General features: G+C 28.1%; 20 protein-coding genes. 2 read left to right on the plus strand and 18 right to left on the minus strand.

Translation table 11 applies throughout. The features are described from left to right. Nucleotides 1–368 precede the first annotated feature (368 nt). The 5 genes from IR152_RS12655 to queG all read right to left on the minus strand — a co-directional run bounded on the left by IR152_RS12655 (nucleotide 369) and on the right by queG (nucleotide 6464). Nucleotides 369–1217, minus strand: coding sequence for a DegV family protein (locus IR152_RS12655; RefSeq protein WP_227452317.1), 849 nt, complete (start codon nucleotides 1215–1217; stop codon nucleotides 369–371). Nucleotides 1218–1251: 34 nt separating this feature from the next. After that, nucleotides 1252–1722, minus strand: a complete 471-nt coding sequence (gene trmL / locus IR152_RS12660) for a tRNA (uridine(34)/cytosine(34)/5-carboxymethylaminomethyluridine(34)-2'-O)-methyltransferase TrmL (RefSeq protein ID WP_003429657.1) — start codon at nucleotides 1720–1722, stop codon at nucleotides 1252–1254. Between the two features lie 189 nt (nucleotides 1723–1911). Then, nucleotides 1912–2991 carry an endonuclease III gene (gene nth / locus IR152_RS12665; protein ID WP_227452318.1) on the minus strand — a complete coding sequence of 360 codons (1080 nt, stop codon included), beginning with the start codon at nucleotides 2989–2991 and terminating at the stop codon, nucleotides 1912–1914. 215 nt (nucleotides 2992–3206) lie between these two features. Then, nucleotides 3207–5444 (minus strand): ATP-binding protein, encoded by a 2238-nt coding sequence (locus IR152_RS12670; protein ID WP_227452319.1) that lies wholly within the window; start codon nucleotides 5442–5444, stop codon nucleotides 3207–3209. Between the two features lie 105 nt (nucleotides 5445–5549). Further along, nucleotides 5550–6464, minus strand: coding sequence for a tRNA epoxyqueuosine(34) reductase QueG (gene queG / locus IR152_RS12675; RefSeq protein WP_227452320.1), 915 nt, complete (start codon nucleotides 6462–6464; stop codon nucleotides 5550–5552). Between the two features lie 755 nt (nucleotides 6465–7219). Here queG and IR152_RS12680 point away from each other — a divergent pair. Beyond that, nucleotides 7220–7624, plus strand: a complete 405-nt coding sequence (locus IR152_RS12680; RefSeq protein ID WP_227452321.1) for a RusA family crossover junction endodeoxyribonuclease — start codon at nucleotides 7220–7222, stop codon at nucleotides 7622–7624. Between the two features lie 238 nt (nucleotides 7625–7862). Here the strand turns inward: IR152_RS12680 and IR152_RS12685 are convergent, their stop codons facing one another. The 10 genes from IR152_RS12685 to IR152_RS12730 all read right to left on the minus strand — a co-directional run bounded on the left by IR152_RS12685 (nucleotide 7863) and on the right by IR152_RS12730 (nucleotide 18600). Next, the gene (locus IR152_RS12685; RefSeq protein WP_227452322.1) at nucleotides 7863–8858 is read right to left on the minus strand and encodes an aldo/keto reductase; all 996 of its coding nucleotides are present in this window, start codon (nucleotides 8856–8858) and stop codon (nucleotides 7863–7865) included. 284 nt (nucleotides 8859–9142) lie between these two features. Beyond that, nucleotides 9143–9979 carry a deoxyribonuclease IV gene (locus IR152_RS12690; protein WP_227452323.1) on the minus strand — a complete coding sequence of 279 codons (837 nt, stop codon included), beginning with the start codon at nucleotides 9977–9979 and terminating at the stop codon, nucleotides 9143–9145. Between the two features lie 500 nt (nucleotides 9980–10479). Continuing rightward, nucleotides 10480–11043 carry an ArsR/SmtB family transcription factor gene (locus IR152_RS12695; RefSeq protein WP_227452324.1) on the minus strand — a complete coding sequence of 188 codons (564 nt, stop codon included), beginning with the start codon at nucleotides 11041–11043 and terminating at the stop codon, nucleotides 10480–10482. A gap of 97 nt (nucleotides 11044–11140) precedes the next feature. Beyond that, nucleotides 11141–12070 carry a glutaminase A gene (glsA, locus tag IR152_RS12700; RefSeq protein WP_227452325.1) on the minus strand — a complete coding sequence of 310 codons (930 nt, stop codon included), beginning with the start codon at nucleotides 12068–12070 and terminating at the stop codon, nucleotides 11141–11143. 579 nt (nucleotides 12071–12649) lie between these two features. Next, nucleotides 12650–14317, minus strand: coding sequence for a nucleoside kinase (locus IR152_RS12705; protein WP_227452326.1), 1668 nt, complete (start codon nucleotides 14315–14317; stop codon nucleotides 12650–12652). Nucleotides 14318–14390: 73 nt separating this feature from the next. Then, nucleotides 14391–15146 carry a sugar phosphate isomerase/epimerase family protein gene (locus IR152_RS12710; protein ID WP_227452327.1) on the minus strand — a complete coding sequence of 252 codons (756 nt, stop codon included), beginning with the start codon at nucleotides 15144–15146 and terminating at the stop codon, nucleotides 14391–14393. A 9-nt stretch (nucleotides 15147–15155) separates the two neighbouring features. After that, nucleotides 15156–15692, minus strand: coding sequence for a signal peptidase I (gene lepB / locus IR152_RS12715; RefSeq protein WP_003425129.1), 537 nt, complete (start codon nucleotides 15690–15692; stop codon nucleotides 15156–15158). A gap of 165 nt (nucleotides 15693–15857) precedes the next feature. Then, entirely contained in the window at nucleotides 15858–16394 is a 537-nt protein-coding gene (gene lepB / locus IR152_RS12720; protein ID WP_227452328.1) for a signal peptidase I, read from the minus strand. Between the two features lie 99 nt (nucleotides 16395–16493). Beyond that, nucleotides 16494–17804 (minus strand): RsmF rRNA methyltransferase first C-terminal domain-containing protein, encoded by a 1311-nt coding sequence (locus IR152_RS12725; RefSeq protein WP_227452329.1) that lies wholly within the window; start codon nucleotides 17802–17804, stop codon nucleotides 16494–16496. 79 nt (nucleotides 17805–17883) lie between these two features. Next, nucleotides 17884–18600, minus strand: coding sequence for a PrsW family intramembrane metalloprotease (locus IR152_RS12730; RefSeq protein ID WP_227452330.1), 717 nt, complete (start codon nucleotides 18598–18600; stop codon nucleotides 17884–17886). A 231-nt stretch (nucleotides 18601–18831) separates the two neighbouring features. Between IR152_RS12730 and sleC the strand changes: the two genes are divergently transcribed. Beyond that, nucleotides 18832–20103, plus strand: a complete 1272-nt coding sequence (gene sleC, locus IR152_RS12735) for a spore cortex-lytic germination protein SleC (protein ID WP_227452331.1) — start codon at nucleotides 18832–18834, stop codon at nucleotides 20101–20103. Nucleotides 20104–20866: 763 nt separating this feature from the next. Here the strand turns inward: sleC and IR152_RS12740 are convergent. The 3 genes from IR152_RS12740 to IR152_RS12750 form a co-directional block, all read right to left on the minus strand. Beyond that, nucleotides 20867–21277 carry a hypothetical protein gene (locus IR152_RS12740; RefSeq protein ID WP_227452332.1) on the minus strand — a complete coding sequence of 137 codons (411 nt, stop codon included), beginning with the start codon at nucleotides 21275–21277 and terminating at the stop codon, nucleotides 20867–20869. A gap of 209 nt (nucleotides 21278–21486) precedes the next feature. Continuing rightward, entirely contained in the window at nucleotides 21487–22689 is a 1203-nt protein-coding gene (locus tag IR152_RS12745; RefSeq protein WP_227452333.1) for a M56 family metallopeptidase, read from the minus strand. Nucleotides 22690–22699: 10 nt separating this feature from the next. Continuing rightward, nucleotides 22700–23059 carry a BlaI/MecI/CopY family transcriptional regulator gene (locus IR152_RS12750; protein ID WP_227452334.1) on the minus strand — a complete coding sequence of 120 codons (360 nt, stop codon included), beginning with the start codon at nucleotides 23057–23059 and terminating at the stop codon, nucleotides 22700–22702. Nucleotides 23060–23144: the final 85 nt, after the last annotated feature.

Consider the following 23144-nt stretch of genomic DNA (forward strand, 5'->3'; position numbering starts at 1 on the left):
CCTATTTACTTTTACATCCTATTTACTTTTACATCCTATTTACTTTTACATCCTATTTACTTTTACATCCTATTTACTTTTACATCCTATTTACTTTTACATCCTATTTACTTTTACATCCTATTTACTTTTACATCCTATTTATAAATTTTTTATATACAATTTGCAAGCATATTTTGAAATTTTTTTAATAAATCTTACCATAAAAAAGTGTGCAATAGATTCTTATCTATTTACACACTTCCCTAAAAACTAAATTAATATATCAACACTTAATTTTATCCAACATAAATCCAATTTAACACATCAATATTTAATATTTTATCCTAATTTAATAAAAAAATAAATAATTATTCTCCAAAAATATATTATTTATTTTTTAAACATATGATGCCAGTAACACCAGGACCAGCATGTGCACCTATACACACACCAATTTGGAAGAATCTAATTTCCTTAGGTTTAAATTCATCCTCCATAACCTTAGATAATTGTTCTTTTTCCTTAAAATCATCACTATATCCTATATACACAATTTGGTCTGATAAATCATCCCCACAATTTGACTTTATCAATTCCATCATCTTAGAAATTACATTCTTCTTTCCTCTTACTTGAGATATTTGCGAAACTAGTCCATCTTTTATTTCAAGAATAGGCTTTATATTTAATATACTTCCTATTGCTGCCTTAGTAGATGATATTCTTCCTCCCTTTTGTAAATATTCTAGTGTATCCACTGAAAATATAACAAAAGCTTTCTCTTTCAATTCATCTAAAACAGGTAATATTTCATCAATAGACTTTCCTTCACTTGCAAGTTCTCCTGCTTTTATTACAAGAAAACCAGTTCCCATACAAAGCAGGTTAGAATCGTATGTATATATTTTACCTTCTACATCATTTTTTGCCATTACAGCACTTTGATACGTCCCTGTAGCTGTGGCAGAACCTGCTATATAAAGTATTTCTCTACCTTCATTAGTATACTTTTCAAAAACTTCCTTAAATTGGGCATAAGTCGCTTGAGAAGTTTTAGGATATACATTTTCTTCTCTAAGCCTTTTATAAAATTCATCTCCAGATATATCAATTCTATCCTTGTATTCTTTTTCCTCCAATATAACTGTTAATGAAATAATATCTATATCATATTTATCTAACAAATCTTTTGGCACGTCCGATAAACTGTCACAGATTATCTTTAGATTCTTCATTAAGTATGCTCCTTTCTCATTTAGGCTTGTTAAACTACCTCATATTAGGGTATCCTATTTGTCTTAAAGCCTCGTACACTACAATAGCAACTGAATTTGATAAATTTAATGACCTAGCTTTTTCAACATCCAACATAGGTACTCTAATACAAGTATCCATATTTGCTTTCAACAAAGGTTCTGGTAATCCCTTTGTTTCTTTACCAAATACTATAAAACAATTTTCTTCATATTTCACATCTGAATGTGATTGTTTAGCCTTTGTTGTAGAAAAAAAGTATTTACTATTTGGATACTTTTCTTGTAATTCTTCAAAGCTATCGTAATATTGTATATCAGCTATATCCCAATAGTCAAGCCCACATCTTTTTAGATGTTTATCATCCAAAGAAAAACCTAGTGGCTTTACCAAATGTAAAGTTGAACCTGTTGCTGCACAGGTTCTTATTATATTTCCTGTATTTTGAGGTATTTCCGGTTCTACTAATACTATATTTAATGACATTTTTATCCTCCCTAAGTATCGCTATTATTTATTAAATTTTATAAACAGAATAACAATAATATTATACTATTATACATGATAATGTTAATAATAATTTTTATTTCATTATATATAATAGTTTTCTATCTAACATTTTCATAAGTATTATTATATCAGAAAATCCCTCTTGTACAACTTACTTTGTAAAAGTTATTTCATTTCATCAAGTTCTTTATAATAATTACAATCTTCTTTTATTGGGCAATTTTTACATTCTGGATTTCTAGCTTTACACATTCTTCTTCCATGAAAAATTAATACATGATGTGAGTGTGACCATCTCTCTTTTGGTATGGCTTCCATAAGTGCAAACTCTGTTTTTTGAGGATTTGGCTCATCTACTATTCCAATTCTATTGCTAACTCTAAATACATGAGTATCTACTGCTATTGCTGGATGATTAAAAGCATTACTAAGTACAACTCCTGCCGTTTTTCTTCCAACACCTGGTAGCTTTATAAGCTTTTCTAAGCTATCAGGCACCTCACCATTATACAATTCACATAGCTGTTCAGATGTATCCTTTATTTTTTGAGATTTACTTTTGTAAAGACCACAACTCTTTATCTCCTTACTAATTTCCTCAATACTCAAATCAGCAAATTCTCTAGCTGTATTGTACTTTTTAAACAACTCTGAGGTAACTTTATTTACCCTTACATCAGTACATTGTGCTGATAAAATAGTTGCTATTAAAAGTTCAAAGGCTGTCCCATAATTTAACTCACATTTTGCATCTGGGTACAATTTTTCTAATTCGTCTAAAATCTTATTTACATCTTTTTCATTTGCTGAATCATTCTTAATTTTAGACTTACTTTTAGTTTCTTTACTTGGTTTTTGTATAGCCTTACTAGGACTACTATTCTTTGTTTTTTTCTCCTTTTCACCTTTTTTAGTATTTTTTTTACTTATTTTTGTAATTTTTATATCTTCTTCAATATTTCTACTTTTTATATCTTCTTCAATATCTATAAAATTCTCTATATCTTTCTCGTCAATTGTTTCATCTTTTTTGCCAACCATTTTATCTATTCCTTTTTGAACTTCAACCTTCTCTACATCTTTTTTGTCTATCTCTTCTTTCTCAATTATATCTTTCTTATCTATACCTTTTTTATTTATTTCTTCTTCCACAGTTACATCTTTCTTATCTATAACTTTTTTATTTATTTCTTCTTCCACAGTTACATCTTTTTCATTTATCTCTTTTAGATTTACATTTTTCATAATTATCCCCCTTTAAAATACCAATTTATAAAACTCTATTTATACATAGTTTAGTCATATCAACAAAAAATAAACATCAATATATAAAACATACACAATATATAAAACATACAAAATAAAAATTAAATTTACGTATATTTCACAAAAAAAGCAAAAACCTATTAAAGTCCTTGCTTTTTATTATACATAAATACCCATTAAATTCTATAATAAACTTATTCTTTTGACATAGTTTGTATCTTGCTGAAAGATATTAATTTTTCTTTTACCAATTTCTTTATCTCTTCAAATTTAACGTCTGTCAATATTTCTATAGCCTCTTCTACTCTTTCAACTGTATATATCTTAAATTTTCCATCTCGCACCGCATCATTAACTTCATCTGATAAAACGAGATTTCTTTGATTTTTCTTAGGAATTATGACACCTTGCTCACCATTTAACCCTTTAATTTTACATATAGAATAAAATCCTTCTATCTTTTCACTTATTCCACCGACCACTTGTATGTCACCCTTTTGATTTATAGAACCTGTAACAGCAATATTTTGTTTAATTGGTACTCCACTAAGAGACGATAATAACACATACAACTCTGCCGAAGATGCACTATCTCCATCTATTCCACCATAATTTTGTTCAAAACAAACATATGCATTTAGCGACAATAATAAATCCTGTGCAAAGTTCTCAGAAAGATAGCCACCTAATATAAGCACTCCTTTGTTATGTATAGAGCCACTCATATTCACTTCTCTTTCTATATTCACTATCCCTTTACTTCCTGGGCTAGTGGTTGCTGTAATCCTCGAAGCCCTACCAAAAGAGTATTCTCCTGTACTTAAGACTGACAGACCATTTATTACTCCAACCTTTTTTCCCTCTGTTTCTATTAGAGTAAATCCGTTTTCAATTGATTCATCCATATGTGTTTCCACTCTATTAATTCTTTTTCTCTTTTCAATTATTGCTTTTTTGACATCACACTGCTCTGTATACTCTGAATTTCTAAACTCTGCATAAGCACTTCCTTCTATTACAACTTCCATTATTTTATTAAACTTAGTTGATAGTTTTTCTAAATCACCAGATAATCTAGTGCTAAATTTAACAACCTCTTCAACTGCTGATTTAGTGAAATGTCTTAAATTATTCTTATCACATTGGGATGCTATAAATCTGGCTATTCCCTCTTCATTATTTTCATTCTTATCCATTTCGCTATCAAAATCTACAAATACTTTAAAATATTTTTCAAAATCTTCATCATATCTATATAAAATATCATATATATAGTGGCTTCCAATCAATACTAACTTAACATCTAATGGCATATTTTCTGGTTTAATTGCTGTCTGTGTCTCTAGTATTACTTTTTTTGTCTGCAAGGTCTTTTTAAGAATTTCCCAAGACATTGTATATTTTAACAGTTGGTCTGCGTAAATCACTAAATAACCACCATTAGCCCTATGAAATGCTCCTGATAATAATTTTGTGAAATCAGTCTTTATATTTCCATTTGCATAATCATATTCTGCTTTTCCAAATAGATTTGCTGGGCTTGGATTTATCTCTACTACGACAGGTGCTGATTCTTTATTTTTTGAACTTCCATTGTCTACAAATAGGTTAATTTTATATTTAATAAAATGCTCTTTATCATACTTATCTTTTAACTCATCTTCATCTAAATAGAACAAATACATATATTCTATTATATCTTTCTTTATATTTTCCAAATAAGCTTGAACTTTGCCATAATTTTCATATTTTTCGCACAATTTCTTAATATGAGGTTCTACTACAAGCTTAGCTATCTCTTCTTCAAGCTCTAACACCGCTTTTTCAGCTATTTCTTCTAAATTTCTAATTTTATATACGACCTGTATCGCCATATTTTCCAGTTCTCTTTTAGCTTTGTAAAACTCTTCATCAGATTCATCACTTTCATCTTCCTCTTCTTTCAAAGGGATAAAAACTATTCCCATTTTACTTTGTTTTAATTTAAATCCTTTTTCTTCTCCATACTTCTTTATTTGCTTCAAAAGCATATCTTTTTCTATTTCATATTCGTCCAAAAGTTTATTTTTTTCTATTTCAAAACTTTCACTTTCAAACGCATTTTTAAAATCTTCTAAAAGACTTTCAATTAATTTCTCCATATCTTTCTTAAGTTCTCTTCCAAATCCTTTTTCTAGCTCAACTATAATAGGTTCTCTAGGGTTTTCAAAATTATATATATAGCACCAGTCTTTATGTGTATTTTTTTTGGACGCATATTCATTTAAAACCTTTAATGCATAAGTACTTTTACCAGTTCCAGATTCACCAGCTATATATATGTTATATGCTGGATTATTTATTTTCAAACCTAATTCCATAGCTTCTACAGCTCTTTCTTGACCCAATATACAATCTAGTGGATTTATTTCAGATGTATTATTATATTTCAATATTCCCCCACCTCCCCATATTTAACTTTAATGATATAATATGACTTTTACACGACAAGTGTTAAAGTAAATACACATTAAAGTATATGAAACAGACTCTTATTATTAGTCATTATACTTATCTAAAATTATTTCCATATTTCTCTTTATTATATTTTTCCCTCTCCAACTAAAAGCTCTATCTCCATATCTCCTTTTAAATTCTTTATTTGAAATATTTTGTACCTCATCATAATCCAAATAATCTATTATATTTTCTTTAAATTCCAAAATATGAGTTGTTGGTATTTCAACGTTATGTGGACATACTTCTTGACAAATATCGCATCCAAATACCTTTTTGCCATTCTTTAAAACAGCTTTTTCTTCCTCTGACAAATCTCCTTTTTTTTGAGTTATATATGATAAACATTTCTTGGGATTCATATCATAATTTCCTAATATAGCATTTCCCGGACAATATTTTACACACTTACCACATTTAAAACAACTTTTTTCTAGTGGTTTATCTTCTTCAAACTTATAATTATTTACTATATACCCTATAAATACGTAAGAACCATATTCATCAGTTATGATATTATTATTTATTCCAAAATATCCTATTCCTGATAAATAAGCTAAATACCTGTCAACTAATGGTCCATTATCAGCAAATATCTTGTATTTAAAATCTGTTACTGTTTTAGAAATATAATCACAAATTTGTTGTAAAAAGTCTTTTACTACAATATGATAATCTTTCCCACGACAATATTTTGATAAATTTAAATTTTCATTCTTTTCTTGTCTATTTATATGATATGGAAATGCACACACTATTATAGAATTAGCATCTTCCATTATATTTCTTGGGTTAACTCTGTTCTCAATTATTGGCTCTTCCATACCAGTTAAATAATCTTTTTGCTGTCTGTCCTCAAGTATCTTTTCTAGATTATCATACCTATCTACACCAGCTATTCCTACACATTTTAATCCTATTAGATTACAAAATTCTTTTAATTCCTTATTATTCATAAAATTATTCCTTTTTAGTCTATTTAATCTTTTTTAATCTATTTAGCTTTTTACTCTATTTAACCTTTGTTAATCTATATAAGCTTTTTACTCTATTTAACCTTCTTTAATTTATCTAAGCTTTTTACTCTATTTAACCTTTGTTAATCTATATAAGCTTTTTTACTCTATTTAACCTTTATTAATCTATATAAGCTTTTTTACTCTATTTAACCTTTATTAATCTATATAAGCTTTTTACTCTATTTAACCTTCTTTAATTTATCTAAGCTTTTTACTCTATCTAACCTTTTTAATCTATATAAGCTTTTTACTCTATTTAACCTTTTTTAATTTATCTAAGCTTTTTACTCTACTTAACCTTTTTTAATCCATCTAACCTTTTTAATCTATATAAGCTTTTTACTCTATCTAATCTAAGTTCTAAAACTTCAAATATTATTAATTATATTTTCACATTCTCTTTATATCTAAATCAAGAATATTCATTTTTTTATTTTATTTAATATTCCATATTACATCACTGTTTATTATTAAGCGTTTACTTGACCTATTTTTATTCTCTCCACTAAATTTACATTCACATATCCAGCACATAGAAGATTTTGAAATTTGTAAATAAAACACTCCTCTTATATCACCACACCTAAAGGGAAAGATTTTACAAATAAACTTTGTAAAAACACTTTAAATAAGAATTTGATTTTAAATCATATACAGATTATAATAAATACTGTATAAGGATGGTGAACAATTTGATTAAAATAACAATTCCAGGTAGACCTATTAGTAAATCTAATTTTAAGCTTCATAACATAAATGGTCAAGCATGGATGCCTTCAAAGGGAAAATATTCTAAGTATCTTGCATACGAAAACATGATTGCAGGTTTTATAAACCAACAGTATCAAGGAGAAACTGTCGAAGAAAATCTAATAACAGTCTTAAAATTATTCTTCCCAAATAAGAGAATGGGGGATTTACATAATTATCCAAAGAGTATTTGTGATGGTATTGAAAAAAGTGGAATAATAAAAAATGATAAACAACTTAAACCAGTACTTTTATTTGATTTTATAGATAAGTATAACCCTAGGGTTGAAATTGAGCTTTATCCAGTATCTAAATACAATATATCCTATAATATTTTTGAAAAATAAAGATTTTATGTACCATTTGATACTCTGCTAATATTATAGTACTTGAAACTACACTAATACAATAATAATTATGAACTATACTTACACAAATTTTAAATTTATATGATACTTGTAGCTATGTAAATTTAACACTTATATAATAGCTGCATTAATATAAATTTAATATTTGTATATAAAACCACGTTCATATAAAAAGAAATCGGAGTAAATTTACTACACCGATTTCAATAAATAAAATCTATCCTAGCTTTTCGACAACAGTCTTCAGCATTTCTCTTATAGGAAGTTCATATGGACACCTACTCTCACAAAGCCCACAGTCAATACACTCAGTAGGTTTAACATCCATAACCTCATATTTTTCTTTAGCCCACTCTTCTAATCCATATCTAGTATAATAACCTTCACATAAAAAACTCAATGGTATATTTATTCCTACAGCACAAGGCATACAATATTCACATCTTCTACAGAATTTTTTACCTAAAGAATTTCTTATTTCTTCAATTTCCTTATTATCTTTTTCATCTAGTACAAGATTTTCAAGTACAGCGACATTTTGTCTAATCTGTTCAACACTATCCATACCTGGTATAACTACATCTATATAATCTTTAGATAATATATACTTAATAGCCAATGGAGCATTATCTAAAGCTCCTCCAGCCAGAGGTTTCATTACTATTATTCCAATACCTTTTTCATGGGCTTTTTTAAACACTTCATCTGCTTGCCCTTCAACTATATTGTAAGGAAATTGTATAGTATCAAATTTTCCATCTTCTATAGCTTTTTCTATAGTATTTAAATTATGACTAGTTATACCAATATGTTTTATCTTACCTTGTTCTTTTGCCTCTAAAAGGGCACTATAAGCCATTTTATCTTTAAAAAGATTATCATATTCCTCTTCTTTAACATTATGAAATTGATATAAATCTATAAAATTAGTTTTAAAATTATTTAGACTTATCTCAACATCTCTCTTCATTGAATCATAATCTCTAGACATACTTTTAGTAGCTAAGAAAAATTTATCTCTTTTTCCTTCAATGGCAATTCCAATTGCTTCCTCACTTATCGTATATCCTCTTGCACTGTCAATAAAGTTTATTCCTTGTTTTTCTAACTCATTTATAACTAAGTTAGTATCCTCTTGAGTAATTCTTTGTATTGGAATTCCCCCAAAACCAACTCTCTTTATTTTCATATTAGTATTGCCCAAATTTCTCATATCTTTCCCCACCTAACTTTTAATTAATTTTTTTATATAATATAAATATGTCACTTTTAATTATACAACAAGTTATGAGAATCTTTGCAATATATTTACATATATTCATAATATAATTATATTTTATATCAGTCTGTCATAATATAATCATACTTTATACCCAGTTCATTTGTATACAATTTATATCTTTTCTATCTTTTCAATTTAAATCAGCTTATTTCATTATTGCACCTCCATCCTAATTACATTTAAGGTGGAGTATTTCACCTATTTTTGATAAAATTTTATTTACTAGATAGTATTTCTTTTATCATCTTAAGCTCCCTCTTATGACCTTCATCATCAAAAGGAGTTTCTAAGAAAAATGGTAAGTGTTTTAGACTAGGATGTTCCATAAAATCAATTAATGCTTTTAACCCAATCTTTCCTTCTCCTATAGGAGCATGTCTGTCTTTTTTATCTCCAAATGGCATCATACTATCATTTAGATGAATAGTTTTCAATCTGTCTATACCTATGACCTCATCAAATTCTTCTAAGACCCCATCCAAATCATTCACTATATCATAACCGGCTGAAAAAATATGACATGTATCAAGACACACACCTATTTTTTCTTTGTGTTCAATTTTATCTATTATACTTTTCAATTGCTCAAACTTAAAACCTATTTCAGTTCCTTTTCCTGACATAGTTTCAAGAAGTATAGTTATATTTTCATCTCCCTTAATAGCATTGTTCAATCCTTTTACTATCCTATCTATACCAAAATCTACTCCACCACCTACATGACTGCCTGGATGAAAGCACATGTATTCAATTCCTAATGAGTCCATCCTTCTTATATCCTCATCTATCACTCTTGTTGCAAATTCGTATACATCATCCTTTGTACCACCCAAATTCATAGTATATGGAGCATGTGCAAGCAGTGGTGCAAAATTATTTGCTTTTCTAATCTCTTGAAATTTAGCTATATCTTTTTCAGCAAACTCTTTAGCATTTCCTCCTCTTGGATTTCTACTAAAAAATTGAAATGTATTTGCACCAATATATACAGCTGTCTCAGCTGCATTAGCAAATCCTTTTGCTATTGAAAGATGTGTTCCTAATTTAATCATATTAATCTCCTTTTATTTGTACTCAAACTTGTACTCAATTTTAATTTTGAACTACTCCACCTTAAATACCTTAAGTAAACATTTTAAGATGGAAATTCCTATTTGATAGTGATTTTGCACTAAGCGTTCATAGGCTCTAAGGGCTGTTTCATACCCACTAATCTTAATCTTTTTTTAATATACTTCTACAATTAATTTAATTTATATTAATTTTTAATTTTAATGTTTACGATTTAATTATACCCATTTTAATATATTTCAAATATTATAACCTTACATACTTTGTATACATTATCTAAGAACTTTTTAGATAGTGTATACATCTTATATATTATATCTCTCTTACAAATACAACAGGTATAAGGAGGCAAAAAAATAGAGACCAAAAATCATTATTTTACTCATACCAAAAACTATTTTTTGATTATTAAGTAAATTTTGATGTTCAATCTCTAATCTTATATTTTTAATTAATCCATAATTAATCCATAATTAATGCTCTAACTAGGACATTCTTCCTCAAGTGTAGGAACTACAACCATAGCTATATCATACTTAGAACCTTCACCATTGTGTTGTCTTTTATTTAAAATTTCATCTATCTTTGACTTCATAGTATCACTAAGTTCAACTAATTCATCATGAGTAAGAGAAATATCATGATAATCAACTATATTTTCATTTTCTAAAACATCTTCTTCTGCTGCCTTATAAAAAACTTCACTCATATTTTCAAATTTTGATATGTACAATTCTTCTTTTTCTTCCCCATTGTCTAAAGAAAAATTAAGTATCCTATTCCCTATAACCACATTTTTTGCACTTGGATAATAGTATTTTTCCACAATCCCCGACTTTATTTTTTCCTCAACTAATTCTAAAATACCAACTTTGTATAACATTTTTATATGGTAGTTTATTTTTGCATGAGGTTCTTCCAATAATTGAGATAATTGTTTTGCTGACAATGGCGATTTGTCAAATGCTTTTAGAATATCTATTCTACGTGGATGCGCAATAGCCTTTATGCACTCCAAATCTCGTAATACCAATACCTCTTTCATTGACCCCTCCTAAAAAATTTATTTAATTCATATTTCTTTACAATTTAATTATATATTAAATTATATGTTGTTGTCAAAAAAATCCTTTCTTAATGTTTTAAAAAATATTTAATTTAATTTTATTTGACAACTCCTCTAAAACTTTAACTCCTGCGACGCTGTTACCTTTTTTGTCAAGCGCAGGTCCATAAACACCAATACCCATGCGTCCCGGCACAGAAGCCATTATACCACCCCCAACTCCAGATTTTGCAGGAATGCCAACTTTAATAGCAAATTCCCCAGAAGCATCATACATTCCACAAGTCATCATAAATGTCTTGACAATCCTAGAAACCATTTCACTCATTAAATGCTCACCATTTTCTATATCTACTCCATAATTTGCAAGATTTATTCCAATTCTCGCTAAATCAATAGAATCTATCTCAATCGAGCATTGTTTAAAATAAAGGTCTAGAACATCTTCTACATTCCCTCTAATAAATCCATCACTTTTCAATAAGTAAGCCATAGCCCTGTTTCTATCTCCAGTCATTTTTTCAGACTTATAGACATCATAGTTTATTCCTATATTATCATTTTTTGCTAACTTCCTAAAGAAACTAAGCATTCTTTCTTCTTTTTCTTCCAAACAACTACCATTTATAAGAGAAGTAGTTACTATAGCCCCTGCATTTATCATTGGATTACAGGGTTTTTTTGTGTCATTAATTTCAAGTTTCATTATCGAATTAAATGGGTCTCCACTTGGCTCCATTCCAACATTTGAAAAAACGTCTTCCCAATCATTGTCCATAAGTGCCATAGCAAGAACAATTGGTTTTGAAATACTTTGTATAGTAAACTTTGTGCTACAGTTTCCAGCACTATAAAGATTATTTTCGCTATCTATGATACAAATTCCTAAATCATTTCTTCTAGCGTTTTTTAATTCTGGTATGTAACTAGCGACTTGTCCATAATTAGTATACTTCTTATTAGAACTTATAATTTCTTTTAATAGTGTCTCATCTAACGTATTCATATGCACCTCTTATATTATGTTATATATTCTATTTTAGCACAGATTTATACTATAATAAAACAGTGTTAAAAAAAATTATACTTTAAAACTATTTTCTACAATAATTGATTCATTTTTTAAATAGTTTAAATAGTTTAATAGTTTAATAATTTAGTAGTATAGTAGTATAGTAATTTAATAATCTAGTAACCTAAATAATCTAGTGATTTAGTAATTTAGTGATTTATTAACTTAAATTTTTATAACTTCAAAACTTACTAACTTAATATATTTTACTCTTTTACTCTTTTACTCTTTTACTCTTTTACTCTTTTACTCTTTTACTCTTTTACTCTTTTACTCTTTTACTCTTTTACTCTTTTAAAAAATTATCACATAAGTTAACAAAAATATTAAATATAAAAGTAAAATTTAAAATAAAAAGCCTGCTTCATACAAAAGTATAAAACAAGCCTTTTTATATATCAACTCAAACCTTAAAATTTGTATTGATTTAATTCTCCACTTAATACTTAATATTTGCTAATCACACTACTTGCTATATATTTAATCTTCGTAAAATAATCTATAACACATATATTAATCAACTATTTTACTTCCTCCAATAAATTCTCTAAGAATTGAAATACCTGGTATATCAGAAGTATCATCTAGTTCAACAAAATACTGTAAAAACTTTAGTAATCTAGTCGCTTCAATGTGAGCAGGATTATCCTCTTTTATCTCTTCCAATAGAGGCTTCGCAAATCGTTTTAAAACTGCTAGCTCATACACACAAGCAGAATTAAAGATAGCATCTGCCTCTTCTTGATACGGGAATATATTCTTCTTTTCTCCTCTTCTAACTGATGCCCATTGTAAGATAGTATTATCAGCACTATATCCTCTAAAATTATAATCTCTAACAATTCTCCTTATCATTCTCAAATCAGCAGTAGGAATTCTATTATGGTCATCTAAATTTATTTGAGTAAGGGCACTTATGTATATCTTAAATTTATCTTCATCTGGTATAGATGATGTTAAAATAGGATTTAGCCCATGTATACCTTCTAATATAATTGGTTGATTTGAGTCTATCTTTATTTTTTTACCAGTATATTCTCTCATACCTTCTTTGAAATTGAATCTTATATCGTCAATTTCTTCACCAGCCAAAAGTTCCTTTAAGTCCAAGTTAAATCTCTCTAAATCTATAGCATAAATTGATTCAAAATCATAATTTCCATATTCATCTAAAGGGGTATGCTTTCTGTCTATAAAATAGTTATCTAACGAAATCGAAATAGGATTTAAATTATTCACTCTAAGATGTATTGATAATCTGTGAGCAAAACTCGTTTTTCCAGATGAAGATGGAGCTGCTATTAAAATTACTCTCTTATTATTATCTTTTATCATATCTGCTATTTGAGATAATTTCTTTTCATGTAATGCTTCAAATGTTCTTATTATGTCTCCATATTCATTATTTTCTATTATCTTGTTGAGAGATACTACCTTGTCAATTCCCATAAGTCTTGACCATTCTTCTGCTTCATAATATACACTTGATAACTTAGGTTGAGGTACAAATTTCATAGGTTTAGTCTTATCTTCTTCACTATGACCTAGAATTATAACGCCTCCATTGTAAAGTTTAATATCAAATGATTTTATATAGCCAGTTGACGGTAACATATACCCATAAAAATGGTCTATATAGTTCTTACACTTATATACTTTAGCACTATCATACTCTTTGTATTTTAAAAGTTCTGCCTTTTCATACATTTCATTGTTTTCAAATATAGAAATAGCTTCATCTCTCGTAACCTCAATTTTTTCTATAATATAATCGTTGTTCACTATCTCTTTCATCTTGTTTCTTATATTTTCAACATCCACTTCTTTAAGCTTTCTATCTATATGAACTTCACAATATAGCCCATCAGATAGCGAATGTTCTATTGTAACTCTACTATCCCAAAATATTTCTCTACAAGCCATCACAAATACAAATGATATAACTCTAAAGTAAACTCTCTCCCCATCTTCATTAGTAGTATCTAAAAAATTTATCTCACAATCATTCTTCACTCTGCAATTTAGCTCTTTTAATTTATTATCTACAACTGCAAGTGTTATATAACCCTTATGTTCATCACAAAATTCTTTTGCTATATCCCCTAGTCTAATTCCTAAAGAATTTTCTTGTAATGAATATTCCTTATCTTTTCCGTCTATTTTCAAATTTATTTTTTTCACTTCAACATCTCCTTCCTTTTGATGAATATAAATTTTAATTAACGAGGTATATCAACAAGTTAAAGAGAGGTATCTAACCCTCTCCTATAATATTATTCAATTTACTTATAGTATCTTCAATGTCTTCGTAATTTATTTCTAATACTAAATATTCTGCATCTAATTTTAAAACCTCTTTAATCCCCTCTTCAGATAAAATTCCTTTTCCTATACCATCATGTGTATCATTGATACCATCATTATCACTTAAATGTATCAGTCTTATTTTATCCTTTAAGTTCTTTACATAATCATCCTCATCAATTAAACAATGTCCAGTATCGTAACAAAAACAAATCTTAGAATTTTTAATCCTCTTAAATATATATTCAAAATCATAGGATATATTTCCAATATTTGAAAAATCCCCACCTTTTGAATAAGTATTCTCTATACATACATACGAATTTGTATTTAATTTCTCTAAAAAATCCACACTAATTCCTAAATATTTGTCCCTATTCTTTTTAACTCTATTTGTCATAACATATCCCAAATGAAGGTTAAAATACCTTATATCAAACCCTTTTAGTTCAAATTCTATCTTCTCAATAAAATTTATCCAGGAATTTCGTATATACTCTATGTTTTCGCAAGTATTTAACTCCATAGGCAAATGTATCCCTACAGATAATTCTAGCTTAGAAATTCTCTCTTTATATTTACATAAATCTCCACATTCAGATATATTGTCAATTCCAATCTCCAAATGAGTTATTTGCTTTATGTTTTCACAAATGTTTAAAGCCTCCTCAAGATTAAACAATAAGGATGCTATACCAACTGCCATACAAATCACCTACTCAAAAATACCTATATCTGTAAAAGGAAATACCCTTAAAATAACTTTTCCTTTAATATTTTCTTCATCTACTAATCCCACTTCTTTATATCTACTGTCTAAACTAACTTCTCTATTGTCTCCCATCGCAAATACTTTTCCCTTAGGAATCACCATATCTATATCGCCTTCAGTATAATTATCATGTATATATGAAACTTCATTTAATAACTTGCCATTTATATAAACCTTAGAATCCTTAATCTTTAGATGGTCACCAGGTACACCTATAACCCTTTTTACAAGCTCTTTTTTTCTTCCATTCTCTTGTAATAAGTCAGTCTTAAATATCATTATATCTCCACATTTTGGTTCTGATAATTTATATGTCATCCTGTTTGCTACCAAATAGTCATGTGACTTAAGCGTCGGGTACATTGATTCTCCATTTACTAGTGTTGGTTTTATAAAACGGGTTATAATAAATGCAAAAAAAAGTGCAGTAATAATTATTTTTATCCACTCTACAATCTCTTCTTTAATAGTTTCATTCATTCACAAATTCTCCTTTATAGTTATATTATCTTTATTGATAATGCCTCTTAAACATTATCTTTTAGATAAGTCTACTAAATAAGGTATTGTCTTTTTTATATAGACAACTATTGTGCATGGTCTGGTGATTTCAGTTAATCAGCGATTGCTCCAAATTTTATATGTTTAGTCAATAGTCCCTATATTCGAAAATGGATACAATCTGACTAAAACCTTTCCTAAAACGGCATGCTCGTCGACCAATCCAACCTCATCGTATCTACTATCTAAACTTTTTTCTCTATTATCTCCCATTGCAAATAATTTTCCTTCTGGAACTACAATATCAATATCTCCATCAGTACGATTATCATGTATATAGGAAGTCTCATCTAACAACTTATCATTTACATATACCTTGGAGTCTTGTATTTTTACATGGTCACCAGGAACACCTATAACTCTTTTTACTAAATCTTTTTTCTTTCCATTTTCCTCTGTTAAGTCGGTTTTGAATACTATTATATCTTTGTATTTTGGCTCTCCCACTTTGTACGCAATTCTATTAACTATTAGATAGTCACGTTCAACTAGTGTAGGATACATTGATTCTCCTTTGACTATTGTTGGCACTATAAAACGAGTTATTGCAAATGCCAAAACAAGAGCTATGACAATCACTTTTATCCATTCTACAACTTCTTTTTTAACTGCTTCACCCACTAAAATCGTCTCCTCTGTATTAAATATTAAGTCAATCTACAGCAAAATAATCTACTATAAACTTACAATATAAATATTATACTTCTTTTTTCTACTAGTTTAAAATACTTTTCTAAGACCTTTAGGATAATGATTCTTAATTACACCAGCAGATTCTTTTCCCCAACCTAAAGGTATGCCTTCAACCGAGACCAAAACCCATCCTCTACTCTCACTAGAATTTATAACATCCCCTTTTAAGTATTTAAGAATTGATTCACTCTGTACACTGAAGTTTTCAACATTTTTTACATCTTCAACTTTTAAGTAATGAGATAGTGCATGAGAAGGTTCAAATCTATTCTTCTTTAAAAACCCTAAATGCAAACCGTATCTCAATACTTTTAGTTTTTTCGTATCTGGATATATTTCAGGAAGTAGGTACAAATTTTCTCCTCTTAAATAAAATTTATTTTTTTTATTACTATAAAAATCAACCTTTAAAAATTTCTTTTCAAACTCCCTATAATCCTTTATTTCTTTATCTAAATTTTTTATTTTTAATTCTTTGACATTACACTCTTCTTCTTCTAGTTTTTTTATTTTGGCAACAAAATGACCTTCTCCCTTTATTTTATGAGGCCATAGTCTTTCCATTTCAATAAGTTCTGCATATGGATATTCACCGATAAACTCATTTATAACATGCTCATTTTCTTCTCTTGAGAAGGTACAGGTTGAGTAAATTAAAATACCATCCTTCTTCAACATTTTATATCCATCTCTTATAATTTCTTTTTGAATCGACTGACATTCTAATACCTTTGCATAGCTCCAATCTGATATAGCAACATCATCCTTCCTAAACATACCTTGCCCAGAACAAGGTGCATCTATAATTACCTTATCAAAATACCCATTAAATGTCTTTCTTAAGCTATTAGAATCAGTATTTGTTATAATACAATTTCTAGCTCCAAATCTCTCTAAATTTTCCCCTAGAGCCTTAATTCTACTAGTATTAATTTCATTAGAAACCAACAGACCTGTATTGTTCAGTTTAGACAGTATATATGTAGATTTTCCACCAGGAGCAGCACACATATCGAGAACTTTTTCACCCTCTTTAATATCTGCCTTTGGTATTACACTCATGGCAGAAGGCTCTTGCAAATAGTATGCTCCAGCCTCATGCAGTGGATTTCTACCAGGTCTATCAATTTTATCATCATAATAAAAACCCTCTTCTGCCCATGGTATTTGCTTCAAATCAAATAAATCCAAATCAAATAGTTTTTTCTTATTAATTTTTAGAGTATTTATTCTAAGCCCAGTGGTCTTATTGTCCTCATAGCTTTTTATAAAGTCATCATATTCATCTTGTAGTATTTCTTTAATATCTCCTAAAAATTCTTCTGGTAGCTTTATCAAATCTATAATCCCCCTTCAATCTGATTTACTTGTTTGTCATTTATTATAACTTTAATTGTTTATGTCTTTCTCTTAAATTTTATTTTTTCTTCTTTTTCTTAAGATTACCAAAAAACACTTTTTTAGAGTGATTCATATATTTTTCAAGTTTATCAAGATTTATCTTCCACAAAATTATTACATAAACTATAAGTAATATAATAGCCCATCTATATTCTATCATCAATATGAAATCAAAAACTCCATGTAATAAAATTGGAATTAATACTGCCATAAACAAGTACTCACGTCTTTTATTTTTATTTCCTTCAAATTTATACTTAGAAATATAGTAACCCATAGTAATTGCAAACATTACATGAGCTGGTATAGAAATAACTGCTCTATTAATACCAACTTGCAGTGCTAGATTTCCACTTTCAGAAAAAACATAAACTATATTTTCAACCGTTGCAAATCCTAACGCTAAAAATACAGAGTAAATAATACCATCTAACTTTTCAGTAAAATGCTTTTCTTTAATTAGTGCAGGAATTAGTATCAGAGCTTTTACACCTTCTTCTACAAGCCCTGCAACTATAAATGATACATATATTAATTCCGAATAACCTTCAAATACATTAAATTTCATAAGTAAATCTTCTAAAAGTATTATTATAACACTTAGAAAAACACCTATTAGAAAAAATTTAATTAGATGAATTAAAGGTTCTCTACAATATCTATCTTTAGACCTTATCCAAAACATACCTATCAATATAGGAACTATTGCCAATAAAAATAAATCCAGCTTCATAGATTATTTTCCTTTCAAAATTTTAATTCACTTCTGATTCATATCATCTACTTATTTTTAGCTTATTCGTGTTTAAATACACACTAAAATATACATTAAATTATCCAAGGTCAAATATACTAAAATGCTCAAAAAATTTAAATTTATATCTATATTATTTAACAAATCCCACGCTATATTCATATCTTGAAATATAAGGGAACTAAATTCATTTAAAGAAAGGGTGATTTGATGCAAGATGGTTTTTTAACAGTAAGTATAATTGATGCTACTACCAATAGACCTATTCAAAATGCAACAGTAAACATATATTCAATGTCTAATGGTATCCAAAGCTCATCAACTTTATATCAAAACCTAATAAGTAACGAATCTGGTCAAGTGACTGGATTAGTATTACCAGCACCGGATGTGCAGTACTCTCTACAGCCATCTGATGTTAAACCTTATAGCCAGTATATAGTAGAAGCCATAGCAGATGGATATGAGACAGTTGTCATAGAGGGAACACAGTTGTTAGCTACAATTGAAGCAAGACAAGGAGTTCCCATGTCACCTAGAACAAGAAGTAAACGTTCTTTTTCAAGACAAAGTGAATTGATTTTTGGCATAGGAGAACATACTTTATTTGGTACTTATCCTCCTAAGATTCCAGAAAGTAACTTAAAACCAGTACCACCTCCTACTGGTTTCGTTGTATTAGATAACCCTGTAGTACCTGAATTTATAGTAGTTCATGATGGTTTACCAGAAGATTCATCAGCTCCAAACTATTGGATTCCGTTTAAAGAGTACATCAAAAACATAGCATCATCTGAAATATATTCAACTTGGCCTGAACAGACAATCTATGCAAATGTAATAGCTATAATATCATTTACTTTAAATAGGGTCTTCACTGAGTGGTATAGAAATAAAGGATATAATTTCACAATAACCTCATCAACAGCATACGACCATAAATTTATAAATAATAGAAACTTATTTGAACCAATCAATGTAGTTGTAGATGCTATATTCAATACGTTCATAAAAAGACCTCCTACAGCAAGACAGCCACTATTAGCACAATACTGTGATGGTCAGAAGTCTCAATGCCCTGACCAAATGACTCAATGGGGCAGTAAAGATTTAGGTGACCAGGGATACGATTATGAAAGTATACTAAGATTTTTCTATGGAGATGAGATAGTATTTGAAAGAGCTCCCATAGTAAGTGGTGTTCCTGTATCATTCCCTGGTACTACACTACAAGTTGGTTCTTCTGGACAGTATGTTAGAACCATACAAAATCAGTTAAATGCCATATCCAACTCTTATCCAGCTGTTCCAAAGGTTAGAGAAGATGGTATATTTGGAACAGACACAGAAAATGCTGTTAGGATATTCCAAGGTATCTTTGGTTTACCTCGAAGTGGAGTAGTAGATTTTAAAACATGGTATGAAATATCTAGAATTTATGTAGCTACAACTAGAATAGCTTCTTTAAATCCTTTAATTTAAAGCTCGTTTTAGACTATAACAAACTATTAACTAAAATCATTAATTCAAAATAAAAATGGCTGTTATGAACTAATATATACCATAAGTATTTTTACTTATGAGTGTTGTAAGTCCTAACAGCCATTTTTTGTAGTTATAACTTATTGTTTTAGAACCTTAAAAAGATAGGTTAGCAATTTAGATTTATTTAAAATCTTATCTTTATTTTTAAGTTTAAAAACACTATTTTAATGAAAATGTTACTTTTTATTTAAAATATTACTTACCATTTAAAATATTACTTATTATTTAAAATATTACTTATTATTTAAAATATTACTTATTATTTAAAATATTACTTATTATTTAAAATATTGCTTACCATTTAAAATACTACTTATATTATTTTTAATAAAAAAAATAATGTTAACATTTCTTAACATACATTAAAAAATGTTAACATTATAAATTGGGTTTAATACTTTTACTTTGACTCGATTTACTTTTATTCTACTTCTTACTTCCTTCTTTAACTTAGACTTTACTTTTTTATTACTTATTTGAGTCTTATTTATTTAATTCTCACTCTATATGTTAAATTACATTTGTCTAAGTTTTTAATACTCTTCTTACTTAATTTTAACAAGCTTAAGTGTTATTTGAGTAGTGCAGTTGATAATTATTTAAATAATCATCAACTGTATATTTGTATCATCACAGTAGCTTGATGTATTTAATCATGCTTACTTAGGATTTTAAGATATCTTAGAGATTATATTTAACACTAGCCAATTGCTACATAATTATAAACAATTGAAAGTTGAGATCCATCTTCATTTTCTATAACGATAGGCTTCATAATTTTTAAGCCTTCAGTTTTTATCTTTTCTAATTCCTGTTCCATTCTCTTAATTGTTTTTTCAATATCTTTTTTACTTACATCTTTAACTGCATTAGGATTTTTAGCATAGTCTTTTAATTCTTGAATATGCTTAGCATACTCTTCATAAGTATAATGCTCCACTCCATATTTTTCTAATTCAGCAGGGTCAGTTACTCCTGATTTTATTAGAGATTGAAGCTTAGGTAAAGTAATATTAGAGGAATCATTTCCATTTGCAAATACTGCTTTAGTTCCTCCTAGTATCATAGCAGATACCATCATTGTACTTATAAGGGATTTTTTTATCTTCATAACCAGTATTCCTTTCTTAGAGATTTATTTTGGTACTGTAGTCGGCAACGACTATTGCAATAGTTATTAACTACTTCTTTAGACTACCACGATAGTCACTTTTATGTCAAGTATTTTTATAAAATTTTTCAATAAAAAATACTATCTCAAAATAAATTTAATTATTTTGAGATAGTATTTTACTTTTAAATCCTTTGTATTGCTAGGATTTATGGTTCCTTTATAGACGTTCTATATTGTACTTTATTGACTGTCAAAAAATCTCCTTTTCTTGATATAACTAAAACATTCTCATCGTAACCACTTTTCTGAACTGAATATTCTTCTGAACTAATATAAGAATAACTTTTAGATGTTTTTGATATACTAGAAGAAATCTCTACATCTCTTGCTGATGTATAAAGAAAAGCATATGAATCTACCTTTTGAGAATATAAATCAAAGGATTCAACGTCATTAATTTCTTTATTCCCTGTTGCAAAAACAAGGCTTGTTCCACAGATTAATACAGTTGAAACTAAAAAAGTAACATAAGTTGACTTTTTAAACTTCATAACATTAACTATTCTCTCTTCTATTTTTGTCTTTCCAAATCCACTGTACATTGACATTGAAAATGGATTATTCTCCTCTGCTAGACTTATCAGTGTAGTTGCATAATCAGCTCTATATTCTTCACCAATTATATTTATAACCTTTTCATCACAACTAAATTCTATATCTTTATTTAGTAAAAAAAACATCACCCAAACTAAGGGATTAAACCAATGAATAGCAAGAGCTACAATCATAAACAACTTCAACATATTATCAAAGCTGTTAATATGAACCATTTCGTGAGTCAAAACGAAGTCTAAAGTTTGATTATTAGCATAGTCCATCTTCTTTGGCAAAATAATTCGTGGTTTTAAAATACCAGATGTAAGCGGTGTCCTAGTAAATTCAGATATGCAAACAATAAGTCTTCTAAAACAGCTATTCTCACATATCCATTTTTCAACAAATTCATGATTTTTTATATGAATCGAGGTTTTAAAAAGATTAATTATTTTAATATATCTAAAGCATAAAAGTATACTAAACATAATAGTAACTATAAAAGACAAAATGCCCAACATTTCCAATATCATAATATTTTCAATACTAGACATTATTTCAAACTTGTCAGAATTGTTCTTACCTATAGAGTCACTAGCTTTCTTAAGAGTATAATTTTCAGTCGATTCAATTATACTATAAATACTAAAACCAGAATTTAAATTTACTGGTACTAGAAGTTTAAATAATACAATCAACCACAACAATACAAACACCTTTTTAGGTAATTTTTTAAATAAACATGCCCTTATAAAAATAACAATTAAAAGTAATACTCCAGAAGTAAAACTCATTTCTAACAATTTAATGAACATAAATCTTACCTCACTTTAATTCTTCGACAATCTGTTTAAGTTTTGTAATCTCATCACTTGAAAGATTTTCTTTATTAATAAAAGCTGAAAGGAATTTTTCTGAAGACCCTCCAAACATTTTATTAATTAGTGTTTCTGTTTCCTGTTTTTGTACTTCTTCTTTGCTTATTAAAGCTTTACAAACAAAATTCGGTTCAATTCTCTCTACTGCACCTTTTGACACTAATTTTTTTATAACTGTATACGTAGTATTTCTATTCCATCCTGTTTCTTCTTTTAAAATTTTAACTAACTCCCCAGCTTTACTTTCTCCTCTCTCCCATAGAACCTCCATTACTTTGAGTTCTGAATCAAATAACTTTATCTCCATATAAAATCGCTCCTCAAATATAATTATCACAATAGTCATTACTACAATTAAAAACTATCATAGTAGTCTATATTATGTCAATCAT

This window comes from Clostridioides sp. ES-S-0108-01, assembly GCF_020662285.1.
GTDB lineage: Bacteria > Bacillota > Clostridia > Peptostreptococcales > Peptostreptococcaceae > Clostridioides.

What these genes read in the sequence shown, in the direction of transcription:
- IR152_RS12710 (WP_227452327.1), bottom strand. Translation starts at nt 15,146, where the DNA reads ATGGCAGTTGGTATAGCATCCTTATTGTTTAATCTTGAGGAGGCTTTA.
- glsA (WP_227452325.1), bottom strand. Translation starts at nt 12,070, where the DNA reads ATGAATACGTTAGATGAGACACTATTAAAAGAAATTATAAGTTCTAAT.
- nth (WP_227452318.1), bottom strand. Translation starts at nt 2,991, where the DNA reads ATGAAAAATGTAAATCTAAAAGAGATAAATGAAAAAGATGTAACTGTG.
- IR152_RS12730 (WP_227452330.1), bottom strand. Translation starts at nt 18,600, where the DNA reads ATGAAGCTGGATTTATTTTTATTGGCAATAGTTCCTATATTGATAGGT.
- sleC (WP_227452331.1), top strand. Translation starts at nt 18,832, where the DNA reads ATGCAAGATGGTTTTTTAACAGTAAGTATAATTGATGCTACTACCAAT.
- IR152_RS12750 (WP_227452334.1), bottom strand. Translation starts at nt 23,059, where the DNA reads ATGGAGATAAAGTTATTTGATTCAGAACTCAAAGTAATGGAGGTTCTA.
- IR152_RS12655 (WP_227452317.1), bottom strand. Translation starts at nt 1,217, where the DNA reads ATGAAGAATCTAAAGATAATCTGTGACAGTTTATCGGACGTGCCAAAA.
- lepB (WP_003425129.1), bottom strand. Translation starts at nt 15,692, where the DNA reads ATGAATGAAACTATTAAAGAAGAGATTGTAGAGTGGATAAAAATAATT.
- IR152_RS12685 (WP_227452322.1), bottom strand. Translation starts at nt 8,858, where the DNA reads ATGAGAAATTTGGGCAATACTAATATGAAAATAAAGAGAGTTGGTTTT.
- trmL (WP_003429657.1), bottom strand. Translation starts at nt 1,722, where the DNA reads ATGTCATTAAATATAGTATTAGTAGAACCGGAAATACCTCAAAATACA.
- IR152_RS12695 (WP_227452324.1), bottom strand. Translation starts at nt 11,043, where the DNA reads ATGAAAGAGGTATTGGTATTACGAGATTTGGAGTGCATAAAGGCTATT.
- IR152_RS12745 (WP_227452333.1), bottom strand. Translation starts at nt 22,689, where the DNA reads ATGTTCATTAAATTGTTAGAAATGAGTTTTACTTCTGGAGTATTACTT.
- IR152_RS12740 (WP_227452332.1), bottom strand. Translation starts at nt 21,277, where the DNA reads ATGAAGATAAAAAAATCCCTTATAAGTACAATGATGGTATCTGCTATG.
- IR152_RS12690 (WP_227452323.1), bottom strand. Translation starts at nt 9,979, where the DNA reads ATGATTAAATTAGGAACACATCTTTCAATAGCAAAAGGATTTGCTAAT.
- queG (WP_227452320.1), bottom strand. Translation starts at nt 6,464, where the DNA reads ATGAATAATAAGGAATTAAAAGAATTTTGTAATCTAATAGGATTAAAA.